This window comes from Leucobacter sp. WKLB1, from assembly GCF_059696215.1.
This window is the reverse complement of the sequence record NZ_AP046115.1, coordinates 1,569,856-1,588,871: the sequence shown is the minus strand read 5'-3', so window position 1 is coordinate 1,588,871 and position 19,016 is coordinate 1,569,856. Positions and strand designations below refer to the sequence as shown.

The following is a 19,016-nucleotide window of genomic DNA, read 5'->3' as shown; positions in this document are numbered from 1 at the left end:
GCGACAGGGCAAGCATCGATTCGACAACACCCGCGAAAAACATGAATGCCCCGCCGAAGCGGGGCATTCATTTGGTGGATCTAAGGGGACTCGAACCCCTGACCCCCTGCATGCCATGCAGGTGCGCTACCAGCTGCGCCATAGACCCGTGGAAGTCGAACGAATACTCGCTCGACAACGCTTTTACTTTACCGTACGTGACCGGGAGGTAGCCAAATCGAGCGTTCCCGGGCGCGTCACGACTCCGCGCCGGCGGTGCCCGCGTCGGACTCCCGAGTAGGCAGCATCTCGGCCGTGTCGATGAGCGGCGCGTCTTGCCACAGCTTCTCGAGCTGGTAGAAGTCGCGCTCTTCGCGATGGAAGACGTGCACGATCAAGTCGCCGAAATCGAGCAGCACCCAACGTCCGCTCTCACGGCCCTCACGGCGCACGGTGCGCACGCCGGAATCATTGAGTGCATCCTCGATGCCGTCGGAGATCGCTTGCACGTTGCGCTCCACGGCGCCCGTGACGATCAGGAAGACATCGGCGAGGCCGAATTGCTCGGTCACTTCGAGTGCGACCGGTGCTGTCGCGCCTTTCTCGTCGGCGGCGATCACGGCCGTGCGCACATCGGCGCGCACGTCCCGGGTCTGAGCAGCTGCTGCGTTCAGTTCATTTCCTTCGTTCAGAAGTGGTCAGGTTCGGCGATTCAGCCGAAGAATCCGTTGCTCGCGCCCCAGGCACCCAGTGCCACGACCACTATCAGCAGTCCGCCGCCGGTCAACGACAGGATCAGCGGAAGCTTGCTCTTCTCGCGCGCGGGCTTCGCGACGACCGGCATGCCCGAATCAACGCGTGCGCTCACCGCGTGACGCGCCGACACCGGGGCCGGGCCACTGCCATCGCCCGAAGGCTCGCTGAGCTGGTCACCCGTGATCGGGTCCATCTCGATCGAATCGTGAATGGCGGAGTGGCCGCCGGTCTCGCCGAGCGACTTCGGCAGGTGCAGGGAGCCCGTGACGTACAGATCACCGGTGGCTCCGAGCGGGCCTGTGAGTCCACCCGTATCCTCCGGCATCGTCGGAAGGATCAGCGCCGATGTGCCGGTGCCGCCGGTCGAACCCTCCTGTGCGACTGCGCGCGAGATGAGATCATCGAAATCGCCGCCCGGCTGCGCGCCCGGAGTCGGGAACTGCCGCGAAGCGGGGTCGTCAAAGACAGAGCGCCACTCTTCTGGCGGTGCGATATCCGGGAACGAATAGCTGGATTTCTGCTCGGGGCTCCTTGGGGCAGCCTCAGGCTTTGGTTGGTTCGGCGCGACAGCTGCTGCCTGCGTGGGCAGGGCGACCGTCTCTGCCGCAGGCACAACCGGAAGATCATCTGCGGGCTCACGAGGCGGAACCACCTCAGGGATTGACTCCGGCGCCTCATCCGAAATAGCTCGCACCGCATCGCTGTCGATGACCGCAGTCGGCGCGGCGGCATCAACCGGAGACCCCGCTGAGACGTTGGTTCCATCTGCCGCAGCGGACTCCGCTTCGGGAGCTGACGCCTCGGCCGTCTCGTTCGGGGCTGGCACGACCCCCGCGAATTCGGTCTCCGCGGACTCCGCAGGCACCGTTTCGGGGGCCGACATTGCCTCATCAGCTTTGCCACGCTGCCAGGGGAAACGTCGCTTCGGCTTCGCAGGCTCACCAGCCGGCGAAGCCGCCGATTCAGCGGGTGTTGCTGACTCGTCAGCGGCGGAGTGAGCAACCTCGTCCGCAGGACGAGCCTCGTCCGCAGCAGCATTCGCTGCAGATTCGGCCTCGCGCAGCTCGTCAACGGTGAAGGGCTCGGTCGGCGGGGAAATCAGTGAGTCGAAATCAACCTCGGGTGCGGCTGACGGCGTCGCGACGTCATCCACTGACTGAGCGGAATCCGCACCATCTTCGCCACCTTCGACAGCGGGTTCGGCAATCTCGGGTGCAGCGCTGGGGTCAACAACGGTAGGCTCTTCTGCCGCAGCGGGTTGCGGTTGGACCGGAGCCGTGGTCACGGCAGCGTCGACCTTCGCTGGCTCAGTGCTCGACGCGTTGACCGGCTGGGCCGCGGCACGCTCCGCAAGCGCGGCTTCGCGCAACTGGCGCATCTCGCGACGACTGCGTGGGGTCCCGTCAGGGTTCACGGGCGAGATCTCGATGTCGCCCGTCGCGGGGTCCGCCTGCGCATCCGGTGCCGAGCCTGTCGGCGCATCTGGCTCCGATGCCTGCGTCGCCGGGGTATCACCCGTCGGCTCTGATTCGACGGCGGCCGGGTCGGAGGTTCCGGGCAGGACCTCAGCCAGGTCCATGGCGCCGGTCTCCCCCAGCTCCCGCATGCGCCGCTCTCGGCGGGTCAGCGGTCGTTGTTCGTCCTGCTCACTCATCACTCTGTCGCTTCCTCGGTGTAAAGCCCGTGCTTCGCAATGTACTGCACGACACCGTCAGGAACGAGGTACCACACCGGATAACCTCGTGCGACTCGGCCTCGGCAGTCTGTCGACGAGATCGCGAGCGCGGGAACTTCCAACAAGCTTACGTGTTCTGATGACAATCCTGAAAGCGAGAGCTCATGCCCCGGGCGAGACACCGCGATGAAATGTGCGAAATCCCACAGGTGATCCGCGTCTTTCCAGCCCAGAATCTGCTCGACAGCATCCGCGCCTGAGATGAAGAAGAGCTCATCGTCGGGCATCTGCTCGTGCAGATCGCGCAGCGTGTCGACCGTATACGTCGGGCCGGCGCGGTCGACATCGACCCGACTCACGGTGAATCGCGGATTCGAAGCGGTGGCGATCACCGTCATCAAATACCGATGCTCACTCGGAGATACGTTCTCTTTCTGCCATGGTCGCCCCGTCGGCACGAAGATTACTTCATCGAGGTTGAAGCTCTGCGCGACCTCGCTGGCCGCAACCAGGTGACCGTGGTGAATGGGATCGAACGTACCGCCCATCACCCCAATGCGACGCGGATTCGACACGTCGACTCGTTCGGTTAGTGGTGCGAGTCCGAACCGTGCTCGCGTGCGTAGGCCTCGGCCTTCGCGGCGTGACGATTCGCGACGTCGCGGAACGAGAAGACGACACCGGCGAACACCGTGAAGATCGCGAAAGCGATGATGCCGTAAACGATCGCCGGGAACGGCAGCTCGTTGACGACGTGGTGCCCCTCTTCGGCGGCGACTGCGATCGTGGCAAGAAGTGACATGGGGTCCCCTGCATTCATAACGGTTGGGTGGTACCGATCCAGTGTATCGGTTTGGATCAACGAATCTGGCCAGTGCCGCGCACCAGCCATTTCGTGCTCGTGAGTTCGGGAAGGCCCATCGGGCCTCGTGCGTGGAGCTTCTGAGTGGAGATGCCGACCTCGGCACCGAACCCGAACTCTCCGCCGTCGGTGAACCGCGTCGACGCGTTCACCATAACCGCCGCAGAATCGACTTCGGCGAGAAAACGTTCGGCATTGACGTAATCGCTCGTGACGATGGACTCCGTGTGACGGGTCGAGTACCGGTCGATGTGCGCAATCGCCTCGTCGAGCGAGTCGACGACCTTGATGCCCATCTCCAGCGCCAAGTGCTCGGTCTCCCAGGTCTCTGCCGTAGCAGCCGCAAGATCGCTGCTCACGGACTGAGCTGCCGGGTCGCCCCAGAGCTCGACGTCCGCGGCACGGAGTGCAGCAACCAGACGCGGCAGCAGACGAGGTGCGGCGTCACGATGCACAAGCAGCGTCTCGGCGGCGTTGCACACGCTCGGTCGATGCGTTTTCGCATTCAGTACGATGGCTTCCGCCATCTCGGCGTCTGCCGTGGCATCGACGAATACGTGCACGATACCCGAACCGGTTTCGATCACGGGAACGGTCGATTCGTTCACCACTGTCGAGATGAGCCCTGCGCTGCCGCGGGGAATGAGCACATCGACATACCCGCGCGCCCGCATCAAGCGGCCGGCGCCTTCTCGCCCGAACGGGTCGATCGTCTGCACCGCGTCGCCCGCGAGTCCCGCACTCGAAACGGCCTCCTGAATCACCCCGACCAGCACACCGTTGGTGTGCTCGGCGGCGCTGCCACCCCTCAGCACGACGCCGTTTCCACTCTTCAGAGCCAGCGCGGCGATATCCACGGTCACATTGGGTCGAGCCTCGTAGATCGCCCCGATGACACCGAACGGCACACGCACCTGACTGATGCCGATGCCGTTGGCCAGCGTGCTCCCGCGCACGACCTCACCGATCGGATCGGGAAGCGCGATGACGTCGCGAACTGCCACTGCGAGCCCGCGCACGCGCTCCGCGTCGAGTCGCAGTCGGTCGAGCAGGCCGACACCGATCTGTTGCTCCCGCCCGCGCGCCAGGTCTCGCTCGTTGGCCTCCACGATCTGTGGAATCGAGCCTTCGAGCCGATCAGCGATCGCGGCGAGTGCCGCGTTTTTCTGAGCCGTGGTGGCGGTCGCGAGCGTACGCGCCGCGGTGCGTGCGAGCGACAGGCGCTCGAGGAAGGCATCTCCTGCAGACATGAGATTCAGCCTAGTGCGTTCCGGGCGAGTCAGCCGCCCGCGGGGCGCGCCTCGAACCGCGTGCCGTGATCCGCGCCGTCGAGCACCGCCGAGAGCAGCCGCGTCTCGGTGAGCAGCACCGTCGCACCGGCGTCGGCAGCGAGTCGTGCCGCCTGCACCTTCGTCGCCGCGCCGCCGGTGCCCCACCCCGACTGACTTTCGCCGATCTCGATGCCCGCCAGAGGATCCCCGTATGCGACCTCGGCAATGCGCTCCGCTCCGACGATCATCGGCGGCGCCGTATACAGCGCGTCCACATCGGAAAGCAGCACCAGACGATCAGCATCCACCAGTCGAGCAACCAGCGCCGCAAGGCGATCGTTGTCGCCGAAGCGGATCTCGTGCGTCGCGACGGTGTCGTTCTCGTTGATGATGGGCAGGATCCCGAGTTGCAACAGTCGCTCGATCGCTCGACGGGCGTTGCCGCGATGTGTCGGGTTCTCGATATCGTGCGCGGTGAGCAGCACCTGACCGGCGATGATCTCGTGAGTCGTCAGCGCTCGCTGATAGCGGTTGACGAGAATGTTCTGGCCGACCGCAGCCGCGGCCTGCTGCGTGGCAAGATCTTCGGGCCGCTCGTCGAGCTTGAGAAACGGGACCCCCGTCGCGATCGCACCGCTCGAAACGAGAATCACCTGCGCGCCACCCGCGTGCAGTCGGGCGAGTGACGCGACCAGATCGGGAATCTGCGCCGCATTGTCGCCGCTCACCGACGAGGAACCGACCTTGACGACGACGCGCCGCGCCGCGAGCAGGTCGGCGCCGTGGGTCACGATTCGTCCTTCCAGAGCCCCGCCTCGCGTTCGCGGTCAAGTTCGGCGCGGGCCTCGGCCTTCGCGTCCATCATGCCGTGATACTCGACGCGACGTTCCTTGTTCGTGCGACGGTCGTTCTGGTCGACGCGCAAGTCGGTGCCACGCGCACCCATCTGCACCTCAGCAGCGCTGGTGACGGTCGGCTCCCAATCGAATACGACGCCGGATCCCGGGCCGATCACCACCGTAGAGCCCGCGGTGGCGCCCGCCTTCACGAGGGCGTCTTCGATGCCGATCTTCTGCAGACGATCGGCGAGGTAGCCGACGGCCTCATCGTTCTTGAAATCGGTCTGCGCCACCCAGCGCTCGGGCTTCGCACCGAGGATGCGGTACAGCGTGCCGTAGCTTCCGCCCTCCGTCACCACGCGATAGCCGCCGTCGTTGACGGCCTTCGGCTGCAGCACGATGCGCGGTTGCACCGGCTCGGCTGCGATACGCCGCTGGCGATCCTCGTCCACGAGTTCACCAAGGGCGAAGCCGAGCTCGCGCAGCCCCTCGTGCGAGACCGTCGAAATCTCGAAGACGCGGTACCCCTGAGCTTCGAGATCGCCGCGCACGAAGTCCGCGAGCTCACGCCCCTCCGGTACATCGATCTTGTTCAGTGCGATGAGCTGGGGTCGCTCGAGCAGCGGAGTCTGGCCCTCGGGCACCGGATACGCGGCGAGTTCTGCCTTGATGATCTCGAGGTCTGAAAGCGGGTCACGGCCGGGTTCGAGCGTCGCGCAGTCAAGTACGTGCAACAGCGCACTGCAACGCTCGACATGACGGAGGAAGTCGAGACCCAGCCCCTTACCCTCGCTCGCGCCCTCAATCAGCCCGGGAACGTCGGCGACGGTGAAGCGATGATCGCCCGACTGCACCACGCCGAGGTTGGGATGCAAGGTCGTGAACGGATAGTCCGCGATCTTCGGCTTCGCCGCGCTCATCGCCGCGATCAGGCTCGACTTGCCCGCTGAGGGGTACCCGACGAAGGCGACATCGGCGATGGTCTTGAGCTCGAGGGTGAGCGATCCGGCCCACCCCTCGGTGCCGAGCAGCGCAAACCCCGGCGCCTTGCGCTTCGTGCTCGCGAGGGCGTTATTGCCGAGACCGCCGACACCGCCCTGTGCGGCGACATAGCGTGCGCCGGGTTCGGTGAGATCGATCAGGGTCTCCCCCGCCTCATTCTTCACCACCGTGCCAACGGGAACCGGAAGCAGCAGCTCGGCACCGTTCGTGCCATCGCGATAGTCGCCGGCGCCGAATCCGCCGTTCTCGGCAGTGCGGTGCGGTCGACGATGGTACTCGAGCAGCGTCGTCACTTGCGGGTCGGCGACGAGCACAACGTCACCGCCGTGTCCGCCCGCGCCACCGTCAGGGCCGGCGAGCGGCTTGAACTTCTCGCGACGGATCGACACGCAGCCGTTCCCGCCGCGCCCGGACTGAATGTGCACCTGCACCTGATCGACGAACGTGACCATACTGTTTTCCCTGCCCTAGATACGGCAAAAGGCGAGCCGAAGCCCGCCTCGCCGTTGACTGCCTGTAATTAGGCGGCGGTCACAATGTTGACGACCTTGCGGCCGCCCTTTGCACCGAACTCAACCGCGCCCGCTGCAAGAGCGAACAGGGTGTCGTCGCCGCCACGCCCGACGTTTGCGCCGGGGTGGAAGTGCGTGCCGCGCTGACGCACGATGATCTCGCCTGCGTTCACCTGCTGGCCGCCGAAGCGCTTCACGCCGAGGCGCTGAGCGTTCGAATCGCGACCGTTACGGGTGGAGCTGGCGCCCTTCTTATGTGCCATGAGTCTCTACTCCTTGAATCGTTGCGAGGCGGATTACTTGATGCCGGTGACCTTGAGGCGCGTCAGATCCTGACGGTGCCCCTGGCGGCTCTTGTAACCGGTCTTGTTCTTGTATCGCTGGATGACGATCTTCGGGCCGCGGAGGTCGTCGAGCACCTCTGCAGTCACCTTGACCTTTGCGAGCTTTGCAGCGTCGGTGGTCACCTGGTCGCCGTCGACGAGGAGCACCGCGGGAAGCTCGAGCTTGCCCTTGGCGTCACCCGAAACACGGTTGACGGTGATGATCGAGCCAACCTCGACCTTTTCCTGACGTCCGCTTGTGCGCACTACTGCGTAAACCACTTCATACCCTTTTCTCGAGGATCGTCTTACGAGCCGAATCGCAGCAGTGCCGCATTCGAAGCCTGTGTTTGCTGCCCGACAGAGCAGCACCAACGGTCAATATTATCTCGAAGCACCGATTTTGGTCAAATAGGCGCCCCCGCGTGTCACTCTCGTTCTGCGTCTCGACGCAGTGCCGTGAGGTCGAGCGCCTCCGCAAGCGCCCGCTGGGCCGCCTGCTTCGCATTCGCCGGTTCGTTCTCCGTCGTCGATGCATCCGCACGACTCGGCTCGGCTCCGCCCCGCACAGGCGCCGTGCTCACACGACGGTTGCGCGCGCGCCCGTTGCCGGCAGCCGGAGCATCCGGAAGCGCGTTGAGAACCGAATCGAGCAACCCGGTCGCCGGCGGCTGGGAGTCCGTTCGCGGGGCGCGCTGACCCGGCGAGCGCTGACCCGCATCAGCGCGGTCGGTGTCGCGCGACCCGCTCCGCGATGACACGCGGCCGGTCACCTGAGCGGAGGACTCAGCTGCAGGGGCAGACTCCACCTCGCGAGCTGCCGCCTGAATCGCCTGAGCCAGCTCTTCGTGCTCGGGCTTCGGCGCGTGCAGCGTCGAAGCCGCAACCTGAGCGAGCATGTTCTTCGCGCCGTCGCTGATCGCGTGCGTCTGAGACTTCGTATCGACGTGCGGCTGCTGCCCCTTCGCGCGCTTCGCAGTGCGCGGCGACGATTCTGCTCGGTGGTGCTTGGCCACCGGCTCATGGTGCACGATCACGCCACGCCCTGCGCAGACGTCGCACGGCTCACTGAACGACTCGAGCAGTCCGAGCCCCAGCTTCTTGCGGGTCATCTGCACGAGGCCGAGTGACGTCACCTCGGCGACCTGATGCTTCGTGCGATCTCGGCTCAGACATTCGACCATGCGGCGCAGCACCAGATCGCGGTTCGACTCGAGCACCATATCGATGAAGTCGACGACGATGATGCCACCGATGTCGCGCAGACGCAGCTGACGCACGATCTCCTCAGCAGCCTCGAGGTTGTTCTTCGTGACCGTCTCTTCGAGATTGCCGCCCGAACCGACGAACTTGCCCGTATTAACGTCGACCACCGTCATCGCCTCGGTGCGATCGATGACGAGCGATCCGCCAGAGGGCAGCCACACCTTGCGGTCCAGCGCCTTGGCGATCTGCTCGGTGACTCGGTACTCGTCGAAGATGTCTCGCTCATGCGTGAAGCGCTCGACGCGCTCGAGCAGGTCCGGAGCCACCTGCGACAGGTAGCGCTCGATCGTCTCGTACGTATCTTCGCCCGAGATCGTCAAGCGGTGGAAGTCCTCGTTGAACACGTCACGGACGATCTTGATCAGCATGTCGGGCTCCGAGTGCAGCAGCACCGGCCCGCCGCCCTTCTCCACGCGCTTCTGGATCGACTCCCACTGACGAGTGAGGCGCTGCACATCGTGGGTCAGCTGATCCTCGCTCGCGCCCTCGGCAGCCGTGCGGACGATCACGCCGGCACCGCTCGGGAGAACTTCCTTGAGGATCTTCTTGAGGCGCGCGCGCTCCGTATCGGGAAGCTTCCGCGAAATACCGTTCATCGCACCGCCGGGAACATAGACGAGGAAGCGGCCCGGCAGCGAGATCTGACTCGTCAGACGCGCACCCTTGTGACCAACCGGGTCCTTCGTCACCTGCACGAGCACCTGATCGCCCGGCTTCAGCGCATTTTCGATGCGGCGGGCGGTATTGCCGCCCTCGAACTCGGACCAGTCGACCTCGCCCGAGTACAGCACCGCATTTCGGCCGCGGCCGATGTCAACGAATGCCGCTTCCATGCTCGGCAGCACGTTCTGCACGCGACCGAGGTACACGTTGCCAATGAGCGAGTTCTCGCTCGACCGTGCAACGTAATGCTCGACCAGCACCTTGTCTTCGAGCACGCCGATCTGCACGCGATCCGCAGTCGTGCGCACGATCATCTCGCGATCGACGGCCTCACGGCGCGCCAGGAACTCCGACTCAGTGATGACCACGCGGCGGCGGCCGGCATCACGACCGTCACGACGGCGCTGCTTCTTCGCTTCGAGCCGAGTAGATCCCTTCACCTTCTGCGGCTCCGTGATGACGGGGGCCTGACGCTGCGGACGACGCGGCGACTCTTCGTCGGGGTGCGCAGCCGACTCCGCACCGTTGCGCCGCCGGTTGCGGCGCTGCTGCGCGGGCGACTCGCGATCCTCTGGCGCATCTTCGCGCGAGAAACGCTCGTCGAGTAGGTCGTCGAGCTGACGCAGCTCAGACGGGCGGAAATCGGAGCGCCGCGAGCGCGGGGCCACCGGCGGCACGTCGGGCGCCAGGAAGATCAGCCGAGTCGTGGCCCGGAAACGCTCCTCCGGCGTCATGTCGGCGAGCGGCAGCAGCAACTGCGGCTTGGCCGGAGCCTGCGGCGACACTTCGGACGCGTCGGGGGTCGACACCTCATCTGCCGGCTTCCCCGCATCAGCGGCGTCACCATGCGCAGCGGGTGCGGCTTCTCGGTCGACATCGGCAGACTGGGCAGATTCGCTTGCAGCCGATTCGCCCGCAACCGGGGTGGCAACCGATGTCGCTTCCGCAAGCTCAGTGCTGTCTGCCACCTGCTCGGTGTTCGGTTCTGTATTCGTCTCGTTCACCATTGCTGGTGTCTCCTCTGCCCCGAGGTGCAGAAGCATTGCCCGGGGACACTTCTCGTGCGGTGTGACCCGCGAATCCTATTCTCCGCGAATGCCCCGCATCCGCGCTCGGTCGTTCTTCGACCGGTGAGGGTCTTGCGACCATCAAAAGACTGTGCGCACGTTTCGCCGGTTCGGCGCGCCGTACGCCCTCCATTATGTCACGGAGGTGTCGCCTGGTGCAGAGCAGATGAATTCGCAGGTGCGGCCGCTACGATCACCCCATGAGCTCTGAACTCCGCGCGCATTCGCGGCCTATCGCGTTCGCCCTGTTCACCCTGATCGGCGGCGTTGTGGGTTGGTTCGCCTCATTCGAACTGCTCACCGAATACATCAAGACGCTCCAAGATCCCGGCTACATTCCGAATTGCTCGGTGAGCATCCTCGTCACCTGCGGCCCCAACATGGCTTCGTGGCAGGGCTCGCTCTTGGGCTTCAGCAACACCATCATCGGCGTCTCGGCGTTTGTCGCGCCCATCGCCGTGGGCGTCGCCCTGCTCGCCGGGGCGCGCTTTTCTGCTTGGTTCTGGGCGTTGTACCAGGTTGGTCTGCTGGCCGGGTTCACCCTCGTTTGCTGGCTCTTCAGCCAGAGCGTCTTCGTCATCGGAACGCTGTGCCCGTGGTGCATGGTGGTGTGGACCGTCATGATCCCGCTCTGGTGGGTATCTTTCTTCCGCCCCTACGCCGTTGGAGACATTCCGGTTTCGGCCGGCGCGCAGCGCGTTCTCGCGAAGTGCTACTCGTGGAGCTGGGTCGTCATTCTCGTCTGCTACGCGGTCATCGCATTCATTGCCCAGTTGCAGCTGAACTGGATCGCCGAGTTCAGCCGGATGTAGTGAGGCTCCGCCATAGACGGTCGACCTGAGCGATCGTCTCCGGCTCCGAACCCGAAGTGTCGATTACGTAGTCGGCGACGGCTCGACGCTCGGCATCGCTCGCCTGGTTTGCGATACGTCGTCGAGCATCGTCTTCTGCCATGCCGCGGAGGTGCACCATGCGAGCGACACGGGTCTCCACATCAGCTTCCGCGACGACGACTTGATTCCATTCGCCGTTACGAGCTTCCGTCTCGACGAGCAGCGGTATCTCATACACCACGATGGCCGAAGCATCCGCCGCTTCCGCCGCGCGTGACCGTTCGGCGAAGAAGCGCCGCACTTCAGGATGCACGATGGCATTGAGTGCGTCGAGTGCGTCGGGATCGCCGAATACGCGAGCGCCGAGGGCAGCGCGATCCAACGCCCCATCGGCGAGCAGCATCTGAGGCCCAAAGAGATCAATAACGGCCGCGAGTCCCGGCGAACCCGGCGCAACCGCTGCACGCGCCAACTCGTCGGCGTCGATTCGCGTGGCCCCGAGCTGTTCGAGCCGCTTGCCAATCGTCGATTTTCCCGCGGCGATCCCGCCCGTGAGTGCGATCACCTGCATGCCGCTCAGCCTATCCGGTGATCTGCGTATGCTGAGACGCAGGAGGTGACCATGCTCGAAATCCTCACCGGCATGACGCTCGCGGCGTCAGCCGGCTTGAACGCGTACATTCCTCTCCTCGGACTCGGCCTGCTTTCACGCTATACCTCGATCGTGCAGCTGCCCGATGGATGGGTCTGGCTCGAGAACGGGTGGAGCCTCGGGATTCTCGGCGTGCTCCTGGCCATCGAGATACTCGTCGACAAGATTCCCGCACTCGACTCCGTGAACGACGTGCTCCACACTATCGTTCGGCCGGCTTCGGGCGGCATGGTGTTCGCGGCCGGCACGGGCAGTGACACCTGGGCCGTTTCCGACCCGTCGACCTTTGTGCAATCCGGGAACATCTGGCCGTTTGCGCTCGGTGTGATCACTGCGCTGGTGCCGCATCTCCTGAAGATGATCGCCCGCCCCCTCATCAATGCGATGACCGCGGGGGCTGGCGCGGCGGTCTCAAGCACGCTCGAAGACATCGCGGCGGCCGCGCTCACGGTGCTGGCCGTCATCGTACCGGTGCTCGCGCTCGTGGGTGTCATCGCGGTCTGCACCCTCTTGATCAGGCGACTGCGGCGCGCGCTGCGCAATCGTCGTCAGAGCACCGCACCCGCAACCGTCTGATCTCACCGGCAACGCCGAAGGCCCGGCCCCCGAGAACGGGGACCGGGCCTTCGTGACTGGCACGCAAAGCGTGCCGTGAGGGTTAGTTGCCCTCGAGCTGCGCCTTCAGAGCGGCGAGTGCCGCATCGTCGGCGAGAGCACCGGTCGAAGCCGAATCGCTCGAGAAGCTCGAAGACGGTGCCTCGACTGCCGGAGCCGCAGCGGCCTCGGCGAGCATCGAAGCGACCTGCTTCTTGTGCGCTTCCCAACGCTCCTGGGCAGCAGCGTACTCCTGCTCCCACTTCTCGCGCTGCGACTCGAAGCCGTCCTTCCACTCCTGAGTCTCGGGATCGAAGCCCTCGGGGTACTTGTACTCGCCGTTCTCGTCGTACTCCGTGGTCATGCCGTAGAGCGCGGGATCGAACTCGGTGCCCTCGGGATCGACGCCGTCGTTCGCCTGCTTGAGGCTGAGCGAGATGCGGCGACGCTCGAGATCGATGTCGATGATCTTGACGAACACTTCCTGGCCGGCCGAAACGACCTGCTCAGCGAGCTCGACGTGCTGACCCGACAGCTCCGAGATGTGCACGAGACCCTCGATGCCATCGGCAACGCGGACGAATGCACCGAAGGGAACGAGCTTGGTCACGACGCCCGGTGCGATCTGACCGATCGCGTGGGTGCGTGCGAAGACCTGCCACGGATCCTCCTGCGTCGCCTTCAGCGAGAGCGACACGCGCTCGCGGTCGAGCTCGACGGAGAGCACCTCGACGGTGACTTCCTGGCCGACCTCGACGACGTCAGAGGCGTGCTCGATGTGCTTCCACGAGAGCTCGGAGACGTGCACGAGGCCGTCCACGCCGCCCAGGTCGACGAACGCACCGAAGTTGACGATCGACGAGATGACACCCTTGCGTACCTGGCCGGGCTTGAGCTCAGCGAGGAACGAGGAGCGAGTCGCCGACTGCGTCTCTTCGAGTAGCGCGCGACGCGAGAGCACCACGTTGTTGCGGTTCTTGTCGAGCTCGAGGATCTTCGCCTCGATCTCCTGGCCGAGGTACGGCGTCAGATCGCGCACGCGGCGCAGCTCGATAAGCGAAGCCGGGAGGAAGCCGCGGAGCCCGATGTCCACAATGAGGCCGCCCTTGACGACCTCGATGACGGTGCCGGTGACGACGCCCTCGTTCTCCTTGATCTTCTCCACGTCGCCCCAAGCGCGCTCGTACTGCGCACGCTTCTTCGACAGGATCAGGCGACCCTCTTTGTCCTCTTTCTGGAGCACGAGCGCCTCGACCGAGTCACCGACGTTGACAACCTCATCAGGGTTGACGTCGTGCTTGATGGACAGCTCGCGCGAGGGGATGACACCCTCGGTCTTGAACCCGACGTCGAGGAGCACCTCGTCGCGGTCAATCTTCACAACGGTGCCCTCGATGAGGTCTCCGTCGTTGAAGGACTTAATGGTCTTTTCGACCGCTGCAAGGAAGTCTTCGGCCGAGCCGATGTCGTTTACTGCAACCTGCTTGCGTTCGGTCGTTGCGTTCGTCATGTAATTGGTCTCCAGAATGGACAGGGTATTCAGGCGGAAGCGCGCCGATCTTGGTTGAACCTGACGGTTCGCGAGCGCTCCCACGTGTGGACATGGTTGAGTCGCCACAGATGTGACGCTCTATGATACCCCGGGAACACGCCCGGGATCAATTACCCGATGGGAACGGCGCGTCCGGTGCGGGAGGCACGGACGATCGCGCTGACGCCGAGCACGAGCGCGATGAGCAGTGCGCCGGCCAATACGAAGAACTGCACATTCGCGTTGATCGTGGTGTCGTCCCAGCGTGTGAGATCGAGGGTGCCGCCTGAATCTTCACCGAGCACTCGATCGACAGCACGGTCAATCGCAAATGCGCACGCACCCGCAATCGCGACCGCGACCGCCCAGCGGCCGAGACGATTCACCGGGAGGTACCGCAGCACCAGTGCAATCACCCAGATGGGGGCGAGCGCAATCGCCGCGAGTGGGAGTACGGGGTGCAGCCAGAGTTCGGGGGCTCCCATCGACACCATGATTACGAGCAGGAGGAGGAGAGCGCCCACCGTGTCGAGTGCGAGCGAAATGACGGTTCGATGCTGGGACAGCGCAGTGGGGAGTTCGAGCAGCGACAGCCAGATCGGGCCGAACACCACGATCAGACCGAGGAGCACGGAAGCGAGCGCGATCGGCAACCAGGATCCCCCGTCGGAACCGATCCAGACCACGCACAGGAGCGCGGCGAGGCTCAGTACAGCGCCCCACAGCGCACTCCATCCCGGCTTCGGGATCGGGAGCAGTGGCAGGCTCGTGAGGCAGAACGCCAACAGCACAGCAGGAAGCACTGTCCAGAACCAGGTCAGCGTGTGCGAAACCGAAAGGTTGACGATGAAACAGGTCAGGATCGCCGCGGCGTACACGCTCAGGGTCGTCCAGAGCACGGCGCCCCGCCAGCGCCGGTAGGTGCGTGCGTCGCGCCGGTCGGCGCGAGCGAGTCGGTCTTCGCTGGCGTTAATGAGTTCTTGGGTACTTACGCCGAGTGCGTCGGCAAGATGGGCGACGATCGTGATGTCGGGGTACGACAGACCGCGCTCCCACTTGGAGACGGCGGATTCAGTGACGTGCAGGTGCTCGGCGAGTTGTCGTTGAGTGAGGCCGGCGTCACGGCGTCGTTCCGTAACGAAAATACCGAAGTCGTGTTTGGTGATGTTCATGGGAGTTATCCAAGCAGCGCGGGTCACCCGGTCAGCCCGAAACCCGTGATTTCACCACTCGACTGTTGAGCCAGTGGCGAAATCACGCGGAAGTCGGGATGCGCGAACCGGTCAGTGCGCCGCCGCGTTCCAGTTCGGACCGTGCCCGACCTGCACCTCGAGCGGCACCGAGAGTTCGGCGGCGCCGGCCATTTCCTCTCGCACAATTGCTTCGAGAGCGTCCCACTCACCATCGGCGACCTCAAACATGAGTTCGTCATGAATTTGGAGCAACATGCGCGACGAGAGATTCGCCTCGCTCATGCGGCGTTCTACTTCGATCATGGCGCGCTTGATGATGTCGGCTGCCGAACCCTGAATCGGCGCGTTCAGCGCGGCGCGCTCAGCATTTTCGCGAAGCACACGATTCGGGCTCGCGAGGTCTGGGAATGGGCGGCGTCGGCCGAAGATGGTTTCGGTGAACATGTCGCGCTTCGCCTGGTCGACGACGGAGCGCAGGTAGTCGCGCACGCCGCCGAAGCGTTCGAAGTAGTCGGTCATCAGCTGCTTGGCCTCGGCTGCCGAGATGTTGAGCTGCTTCGAGAGCCCGAATGCCGACAGGCCGTATGCGAGACCATACGACATCGCTTTGACCTTCGATCGCATCTCATTGGTCACCTCGTCAGGTGCGACTCCGAAGATGCGGGCGCCGACGAACCGGTGCAGGTCTTCGCCCTCGTTGAACGCCTGGATCAGCCCGGCATCGCCCGAAAGGTGCGCCATAATGCGCATTTCGATCTGGGAATAGTCCGCTGTCATCAGCGTCGAGAATTCACCGCTGTGAATGAAGCCCTCGCGGATCCGACGCCCTTCTTCCGAGCGCACCGGGATATTCTGGAGATTCGGATCGGTCGACGCCAGTCGTCCGGTGCTCGAGCCCGTCTGCACGAAGGTGGTGTGAATTCGGCCATCAGGCTGCACTGCTTTGATGAGCGACTCCACCATCTGACGCAACTTGTTCGCGTCGCGATGGCCGAGCAGTGCGTCGAGGAACGGGTGAGGCTGCTTGATCTGCAGGTCGGCGAGTGCCGCCGCATCGGTGGTGTATCCACGAGTGGTCTTGCGCGTCTTCGGCATGTCGAGCTCGTCGAAGAGCACTTCCTGCAGCTGCTTCGGCGACGACAGATTGACCTCATGGCCAATCGAGTCGAACGCCTGTTGCTGCAGTTCGGCGACGCGTGCCGTCAGTTCCGCGTCTTGCGCGGCGAACAGCGGCTCATCGATCTGCACCCCGCGGTGCTCGAGTGCGTGGAGCACCGGTACGAGCGGCAACTCGATATCTCGATAGACCTCGCCGGCTCGCGACTCGAATCGTTCAACGATCGCGGCGTGCAGGCGCACGACGTACCAGGCGAGTGTCGCGATATCGGCGACGCTGCCTTCGTCGGGGACGAGCTGATTGGGATCTCCCTCGGGCACTTGCTCCCCCAAATACCGGAAGACAGCATCGTTGATGCTCTTCTCCGCGTTCGACGGGCGCAACACCCACGCGGCGAGCAGAGCATCGCCCGCGATCCCACCGATGATCACTCCCCCGCGCCGCGCGACGGCCAGTTGCTGCTTCGCGTCATAGAAGGTCTTCGGCGCATCTGATGCGAGCCACTCCTCGAAGAGGGTGTAGTCACGCCCGCCCGGCTGCCAATCGAAGCGAACCGAGGAGTCGGGAGTCGCCACTCCCACTTCGAAGCCACCATCAAGCTCGCGAACCAGTACTGCGGGGTTCTCGTGCTTCTTCAGCCAATCTGCGAGTTCCTCATCGATGAGATTCTTCGACTCCGGCCGCTCGGGCGCGAGCGGCACCGCGGCCGACACCGTCGACCCGCCCGTGGGCACCTCTGCCCCGGCAAGCTTGCCCACGCGCTGGAGCAGCGTGCGGAACTCAAGCTTCGCGAAGATCTGCTGCACCACCGCCATGTCGATCTCGCCGCGCTTGAGTTCATCAAGCTCGACATCGAGCTCGACATCGCGCACCAGTCGGTTCAACCGACGGTTTCGTTCGGCAAGGTGCGCGTGCTCACGTAAGCTCTCGCCGACCTTGCCACCGACTTCGTCTTGCCGACGCAGAATCTCTTCGAGGGAACCGAACTGATTGATCCACTTTACGGCCGTCTTCTCGCCCACGCGGGGAATACCCGGCAAATTATCGCTCGTCTCCCCGACGAGTGCGGCGATCTCCGGGTATTGCTCGGGCCGGATGCCGTACCGCTCCATGACTTTCGCGCCGTCGTAGCGCGTCAGCTCGCTCACGCCCTGCTTTGACGGGTAGAGCAGCGTCACTCGATCATCGACGAGCTGAATGGTGTCGCGGTCACCGCTGACGACAAGCACCCGGTACCCACGCTCTGCGGCGCGCGTCGACAACGTCGCCAGAATGTCGTCGGCCTCGTAATTCTCCTTCTCAAGAGTACGGATTCCCATCGCATGCAGCGCCTCCTGCAGCAACGGGATCTGCCCCTTGAACTCCGCGGGCGTTTCGCCGCGAGTGCCCTTGTACTCCGGGTACTCCTCGGTACGGAACGAGTGTCGAGAAATATCGAACGCGACCGCGAGCGCATCGGGCTGCTCGTTGCCGAGCAGATTGATGAGCATCGCGATAAACCCGTGAATCGCATTCGTGTGCTGACCCGACTGCGTCTGGAAGCTGTCTACCGGCAAGGCGTAGAAAGCACGGAATGCGAGCGAGTGGCCATCGATGACCATGAGAGTAGGCTGAGTGTTCGACACGGCATCAGCCTACAATCCGCCGCCGACATTCCCCAGGGCGTGCACCGATACCGTCGACTCGCGCGTGTCACATCGCCCCCGAGAGGATCCCATGACTGACTCCCCTGCACGCGCAGACGCCGCACCGCTCGACGGTCTCGCCTACATCCGTGAACGCGGCATGGGTGCCCTTGCCGATCGTATGGGCATCGAAGCCATCGAGTTCACCCGGGACCGCGCGGTCGCCACCATGCCGGTCGAAGGCAACACGCAACCGATCGGCCTCCTGCACGGCGGCGCGTATGTGGTGCTCGGCGAATCGCTCGGATCCATGCATGCGAATCTCGTCGCCCCTGAGGGGTATGTCGCAGTCGGCGTCGACATCAACGCGACGCACACCGGCTCGGCTACGTCTGGCCTGGTCACCGGCGTGTGCACTCCGATCAAGCTGGGGCGCAGCATTGCGGTCCACGAGATCGTCATCACCGACGAGCACGGCATCCGTTGCTCCACCGTGCGCATCACCAATTTTTACAAGCAGCAGCGCGCTTAACCGCTGGCGCACACGAAGGCCCCGGAACCCGCATGCGCGGGCCGGGGCCTTCCTGTGTTCGCGGTCGAACTCGACCGGGCGACAGACTACTCTTTCTTCTGCCCGAGCTGATCGATGATCGTCTTGGCAACATCTTGCATGGTCAGACGGCGATCCATCGACGCCTTCTGAATCCAACGGAACGCCTCGGGCTCGCTCAGGCCCATCTTGTCGTTCAATATGCCCTTGGCGCGATCAACGAGCTTGCGGGTCTCGAAACGCTCAGCGAGATCGGCGACTTCGCTCTCCAGCGCCACGATCTGCTGGAATCGCGACAGAGCGATCTCAATAGCGGGGATCAGGTCGGCCGGGGTGAACGGCTTCACGACGTAGGCGAGCGCACCGGCTTCGCTTGCGCGCTCCACCAGCTCGCGCTGGCTGAACGCGGTGAGCAGCACGACCGGGGCCATGTGCGTCTTGTTGATGCGCTCGGCTGCGGAAATTCCGTCGAGCTGCGGCATCTTCACATCCATGACCACGAGGTCTGGGCGCAGCTCCTCGACGAGCTTGACGGCGGTCTCGCCGTCACCGGCCTCGCCGACCACCTCGAAACCGTTATCGCGCAGGGTCTCGACGATATCGAGACGGATCAGGGATTCGTCTTCCGCAACGACGACGCGTCGCGGAGCGCTCGGTGCAGTGCTCTGGTCATTCACCCGTCCAGCTTACGACATTCATACTGCGG

18 protein-coding genes and 1 tRNA gene are annotated in these 19,016 nt (G+C 64.4%); 3 read left to right on the top strand and 16 right to left on the bottom strand.

Annotation, left to right across the window (positions count from 1 at the left end):
- Positions 1 to 72 precede the first annotated feature (72 nt).
- From ACZF5Y_RS07185 to ACZF5Y_RS07135, 11 genes are all read right to left on the bottom strand, one after another.
- Positions 73 to 148, bottom strand: a tRNA-Ala gene (locus tag ACZF5Y_RS07185).
- A gap of 88 nt (positions 149 to 236) precedes the next feature.
- Positions 237 to 623, bottom strand: a complete 387-nt coding sequence (rsfS, locus tag ACZF5Y_RS07180; protein ID WP_497535114.1) for a ribosome silencing factor — start codon at positions 621 to 623, stop codon at positions 237 to 239.
- 68 nt (positions 624 to 691) lie between these two features.
- On the bottom strand, positions 692 to 2,389 hold the full coding sequence (locus ACZF5Y_RS07175) for a hypothetical protein (RefSeq protein ID WP_497535113.1): 1,698 nt from the start codon (positions 2,387 to 2,389) through the stop codon (positions 692 to 694).
- A complete protein-coding gene (nadD, locus tag ACZF5Y_RS07170; RefSeq protein WP_370726576.1) occupies positions 2,389 to 2,985 on the bottom strand; it encodes a nicotinate-nucleotide adenylyltransferase in 597 nt (198 codons plus the stop codon). Before nadD ends, ACZF5Y_RS07175 begins: the two co-directional genes overlap by 1 nt.
- A gap of 14 nt (positions 2,986 to 2,999) precedes the next feature.
- Entirely contained in the window at positions 3,000 to 3,212 is a 213-nt protein-coding gene (locus ACZF5Y_RS07165; RefSeq protein ID WP_053352959.1) for a hypothetical protein, read from the bottom strand.
- 56 nt (positions 3,213 to 3,268) lie between these two features.
- Positions 3,269 to 4,522, bottom strand: a complete 1,254-nt coding sequence (locus tag ACZF5Y_RS07160; RefSeq protein ID WP_497535111.1) for a glutamate-5-semialdehyde dehydrogenase — start codon at positions 4,520 to 4,522, stop codon at positions 3,269 to 3,271.
- Positions 4,523 to 4,551: 29 nt separating this feature from the next.
- Positions 4,552 to 5,334 (bottom strand): glutamate 5-kinase, encoded by a 783-nt coding sequence (gene proB / locus ACZF5Y_RS07155; RefSeq protein WP_497535110.1) that lies wholly within the window; start codon positions 5,332 to 5,334, stop codon positions 4,552 to 4,554.
- A complete protein-coding gene (gene obgE / locus ACZF5Y_RS07150) occupies positions 5,331 to 6,836 on the bottom strand; it encodes a GTPase ObgE (RefSeq protein ID WP_497535109.1) in 1,506 nt (501 codons plus the stop codon). The genes proB and obgE overlap by 4 nt, the downstream gene beginning before the upstream one ends.
- Before the next feature lie 68 nt (positions 6,837 to 6,904).
- Entirely contained in the window at positions 6,905 to 7,159 is a 255-nt protein-coding gene (rpmA, locus tag ACZF5Y_RS07145) for a 50S ribosomal protein L27 (RefSeq protein ID WP_053352955.1), read from the bottom strand.
- A 33-nt stretch (positions 7,160 to 7,192) separates the two neighbouring features.
- Positions 7,193 to 7,501 (bottom strand): 50S ribosomal protein L21, encoded by a 309-nt coding sequence (rplU, locus tag ACZF5Y_RS07140; protein WP_497535108.1) that lies wholly within the window; start codon positions 7,499 to 7,501, stop codon positions 7,193 to 7,195.
- A 146-nt stretch (positions 7,502 to 7,647) separates the two neighbouring features.
- The gene (locus ACZF5Y_RS07135) at positions 7,648 to 10,155 is read right to left on the bottom strand and encodes an Rne/Rng family ribonuclease (protein WP_497535107.1); all 2,508 of its coding nucleotides are present in this window, start codon (positions 10,153 to 10,155) and stop codon (positions 7,648 to 7,650) included.
- A gap of 260 nt (positions 10,156 to 10,415) precedes the next feature.
- Between ACZF5Y_RS07135 and ACZF5Y_RS07130 the strand changes: the two genes are divergently transcribed.
- The gene (locus ACZF5Y_RS07130) at positions 10,416 to 11,027 is read left to right on the top strand and encodes a vitamin K epoxide reductase family protein (RefSeq protein ID WP_497535106.1); all 612 of its coding nucleotides are present in this window, start codon (positions 10,416 to 10,418) and stop codon (positions 11,025 to 11,027) included.
- Here ACZF5Y_RS07130 and coaE read toward each other — a convergent pair.
- Positions 11,014 to 11,619, bottom strand: a complete 606-nt coding sequence (gene coaE / locus ACZF5Y_RS07125; RefSeq protein ID WP_497535105.1) for a dephospho-CoA kinase — start codon at positions 11,617 to 11,619, stop codon at positions 11,014 to 11,016. The two genes, ACZF5Y_RS07130 and coaE, sit on opposite strands and share 14 nt — an antisense overlap.
- Positions 11,620 to 11,670: 51 nt before the next feature.
- On the opposite strand from coaE, the gene ACZF5Y_RS07120 reads away from it, so the two are divergent.
- Complete coding sequence (locus tag ACZF5Y_RS07120) at positions 11,671 to 12,276, top strand: DUF4126 domain-containing protein (protein WP_497535104.1); 606 nt, start codon at positions 11,671 to 11,673, stop codon at positions 12,274 to 12,276.
- An 82-nt stretch (positions 12,277 to 12,358) separates the two neighbouring features.
- On the opposite strand, the gene rpsA is transcribed toward ACZF5Y_RS07120, so the two are convergent.
- The 3 genes from rpsA to polA all read right to left on the bottom strand — a co-directional run bounded on the left by rpsA (position 12,359) and on the right by polA (position 17,736).
- Complete coding sequence (gene rpsA / locus ACZF5Y_RS07115; protein WP_053352949.1) at positions 12,359 to 13,804, bottom strand: 30S ribosomal protein S1; 1,446 nt, start codon at positions 13,802 to 13,804, stop codon at positions 12,359 to 12,361.
- A gap of 152 nt (positions 13,805 to 13,956) precedes the next feature.
- Positions 13,957 to 14,997 (bottom strand): helix-turn-helix domain-containing protein, encoded by a 1,041-nt coding sequence (locus tag ACZF5Y_RS07110; RefSeq protein WP_497535103.1) that lies wholly within the window; start codon positions 14,995 to 14,997, stop codon positions 13,957 to 13,959.
- Between the two features lie 111 nt (positions 14,998 to 15,108).
- A complete protein-coding gene (gene polA, locus ACZF5Y_RS07105) occupies positions 15,109 to 17,736 on the bottom strand; it encodes a DNA polymerase I (protein WP_497535310.1) in 2,628 nt (875 codons plus the stop codon).
- 115 nt (positions 17,737 to 17,851) lie between these two features.
- Here polA and ACZF5Y_RS07100 point away from each other — a divergent pair, with 115 nt between their 5' ends.
- Positions 17,852 to 18,292, top strand: a complete 441-nt coding sequence (locus tag ACZF5Y_RS07100; protein WP_497535102.1) for a hotdog fold thioesterase — start codon at positions 17,852 to 17,854, stop codon at positions 18,290 to 18,292.
- 86 nt (positions 18,293 to 18,378) lie between these two features.
- Here the strand turns inward: ACZF5Y_RS07100 and ACZF5Y_RS07095 are convergent, their stop codons facing one another.
- Positions 18,379 to 18,987: an ANTAR domain-containing response regulator gene (locus ACZF5Y_RS07095; RefSeq protein ID WP_053352945.1), complete on the bottom strand. Its 609-nt coding sequence runs from the start codon at positions 18,985 to 18,987 to the stop codon at positions 18,379 to 18,381.
- Positions 18,988 to 19,016: the final 29 nt, after the last annotated feature.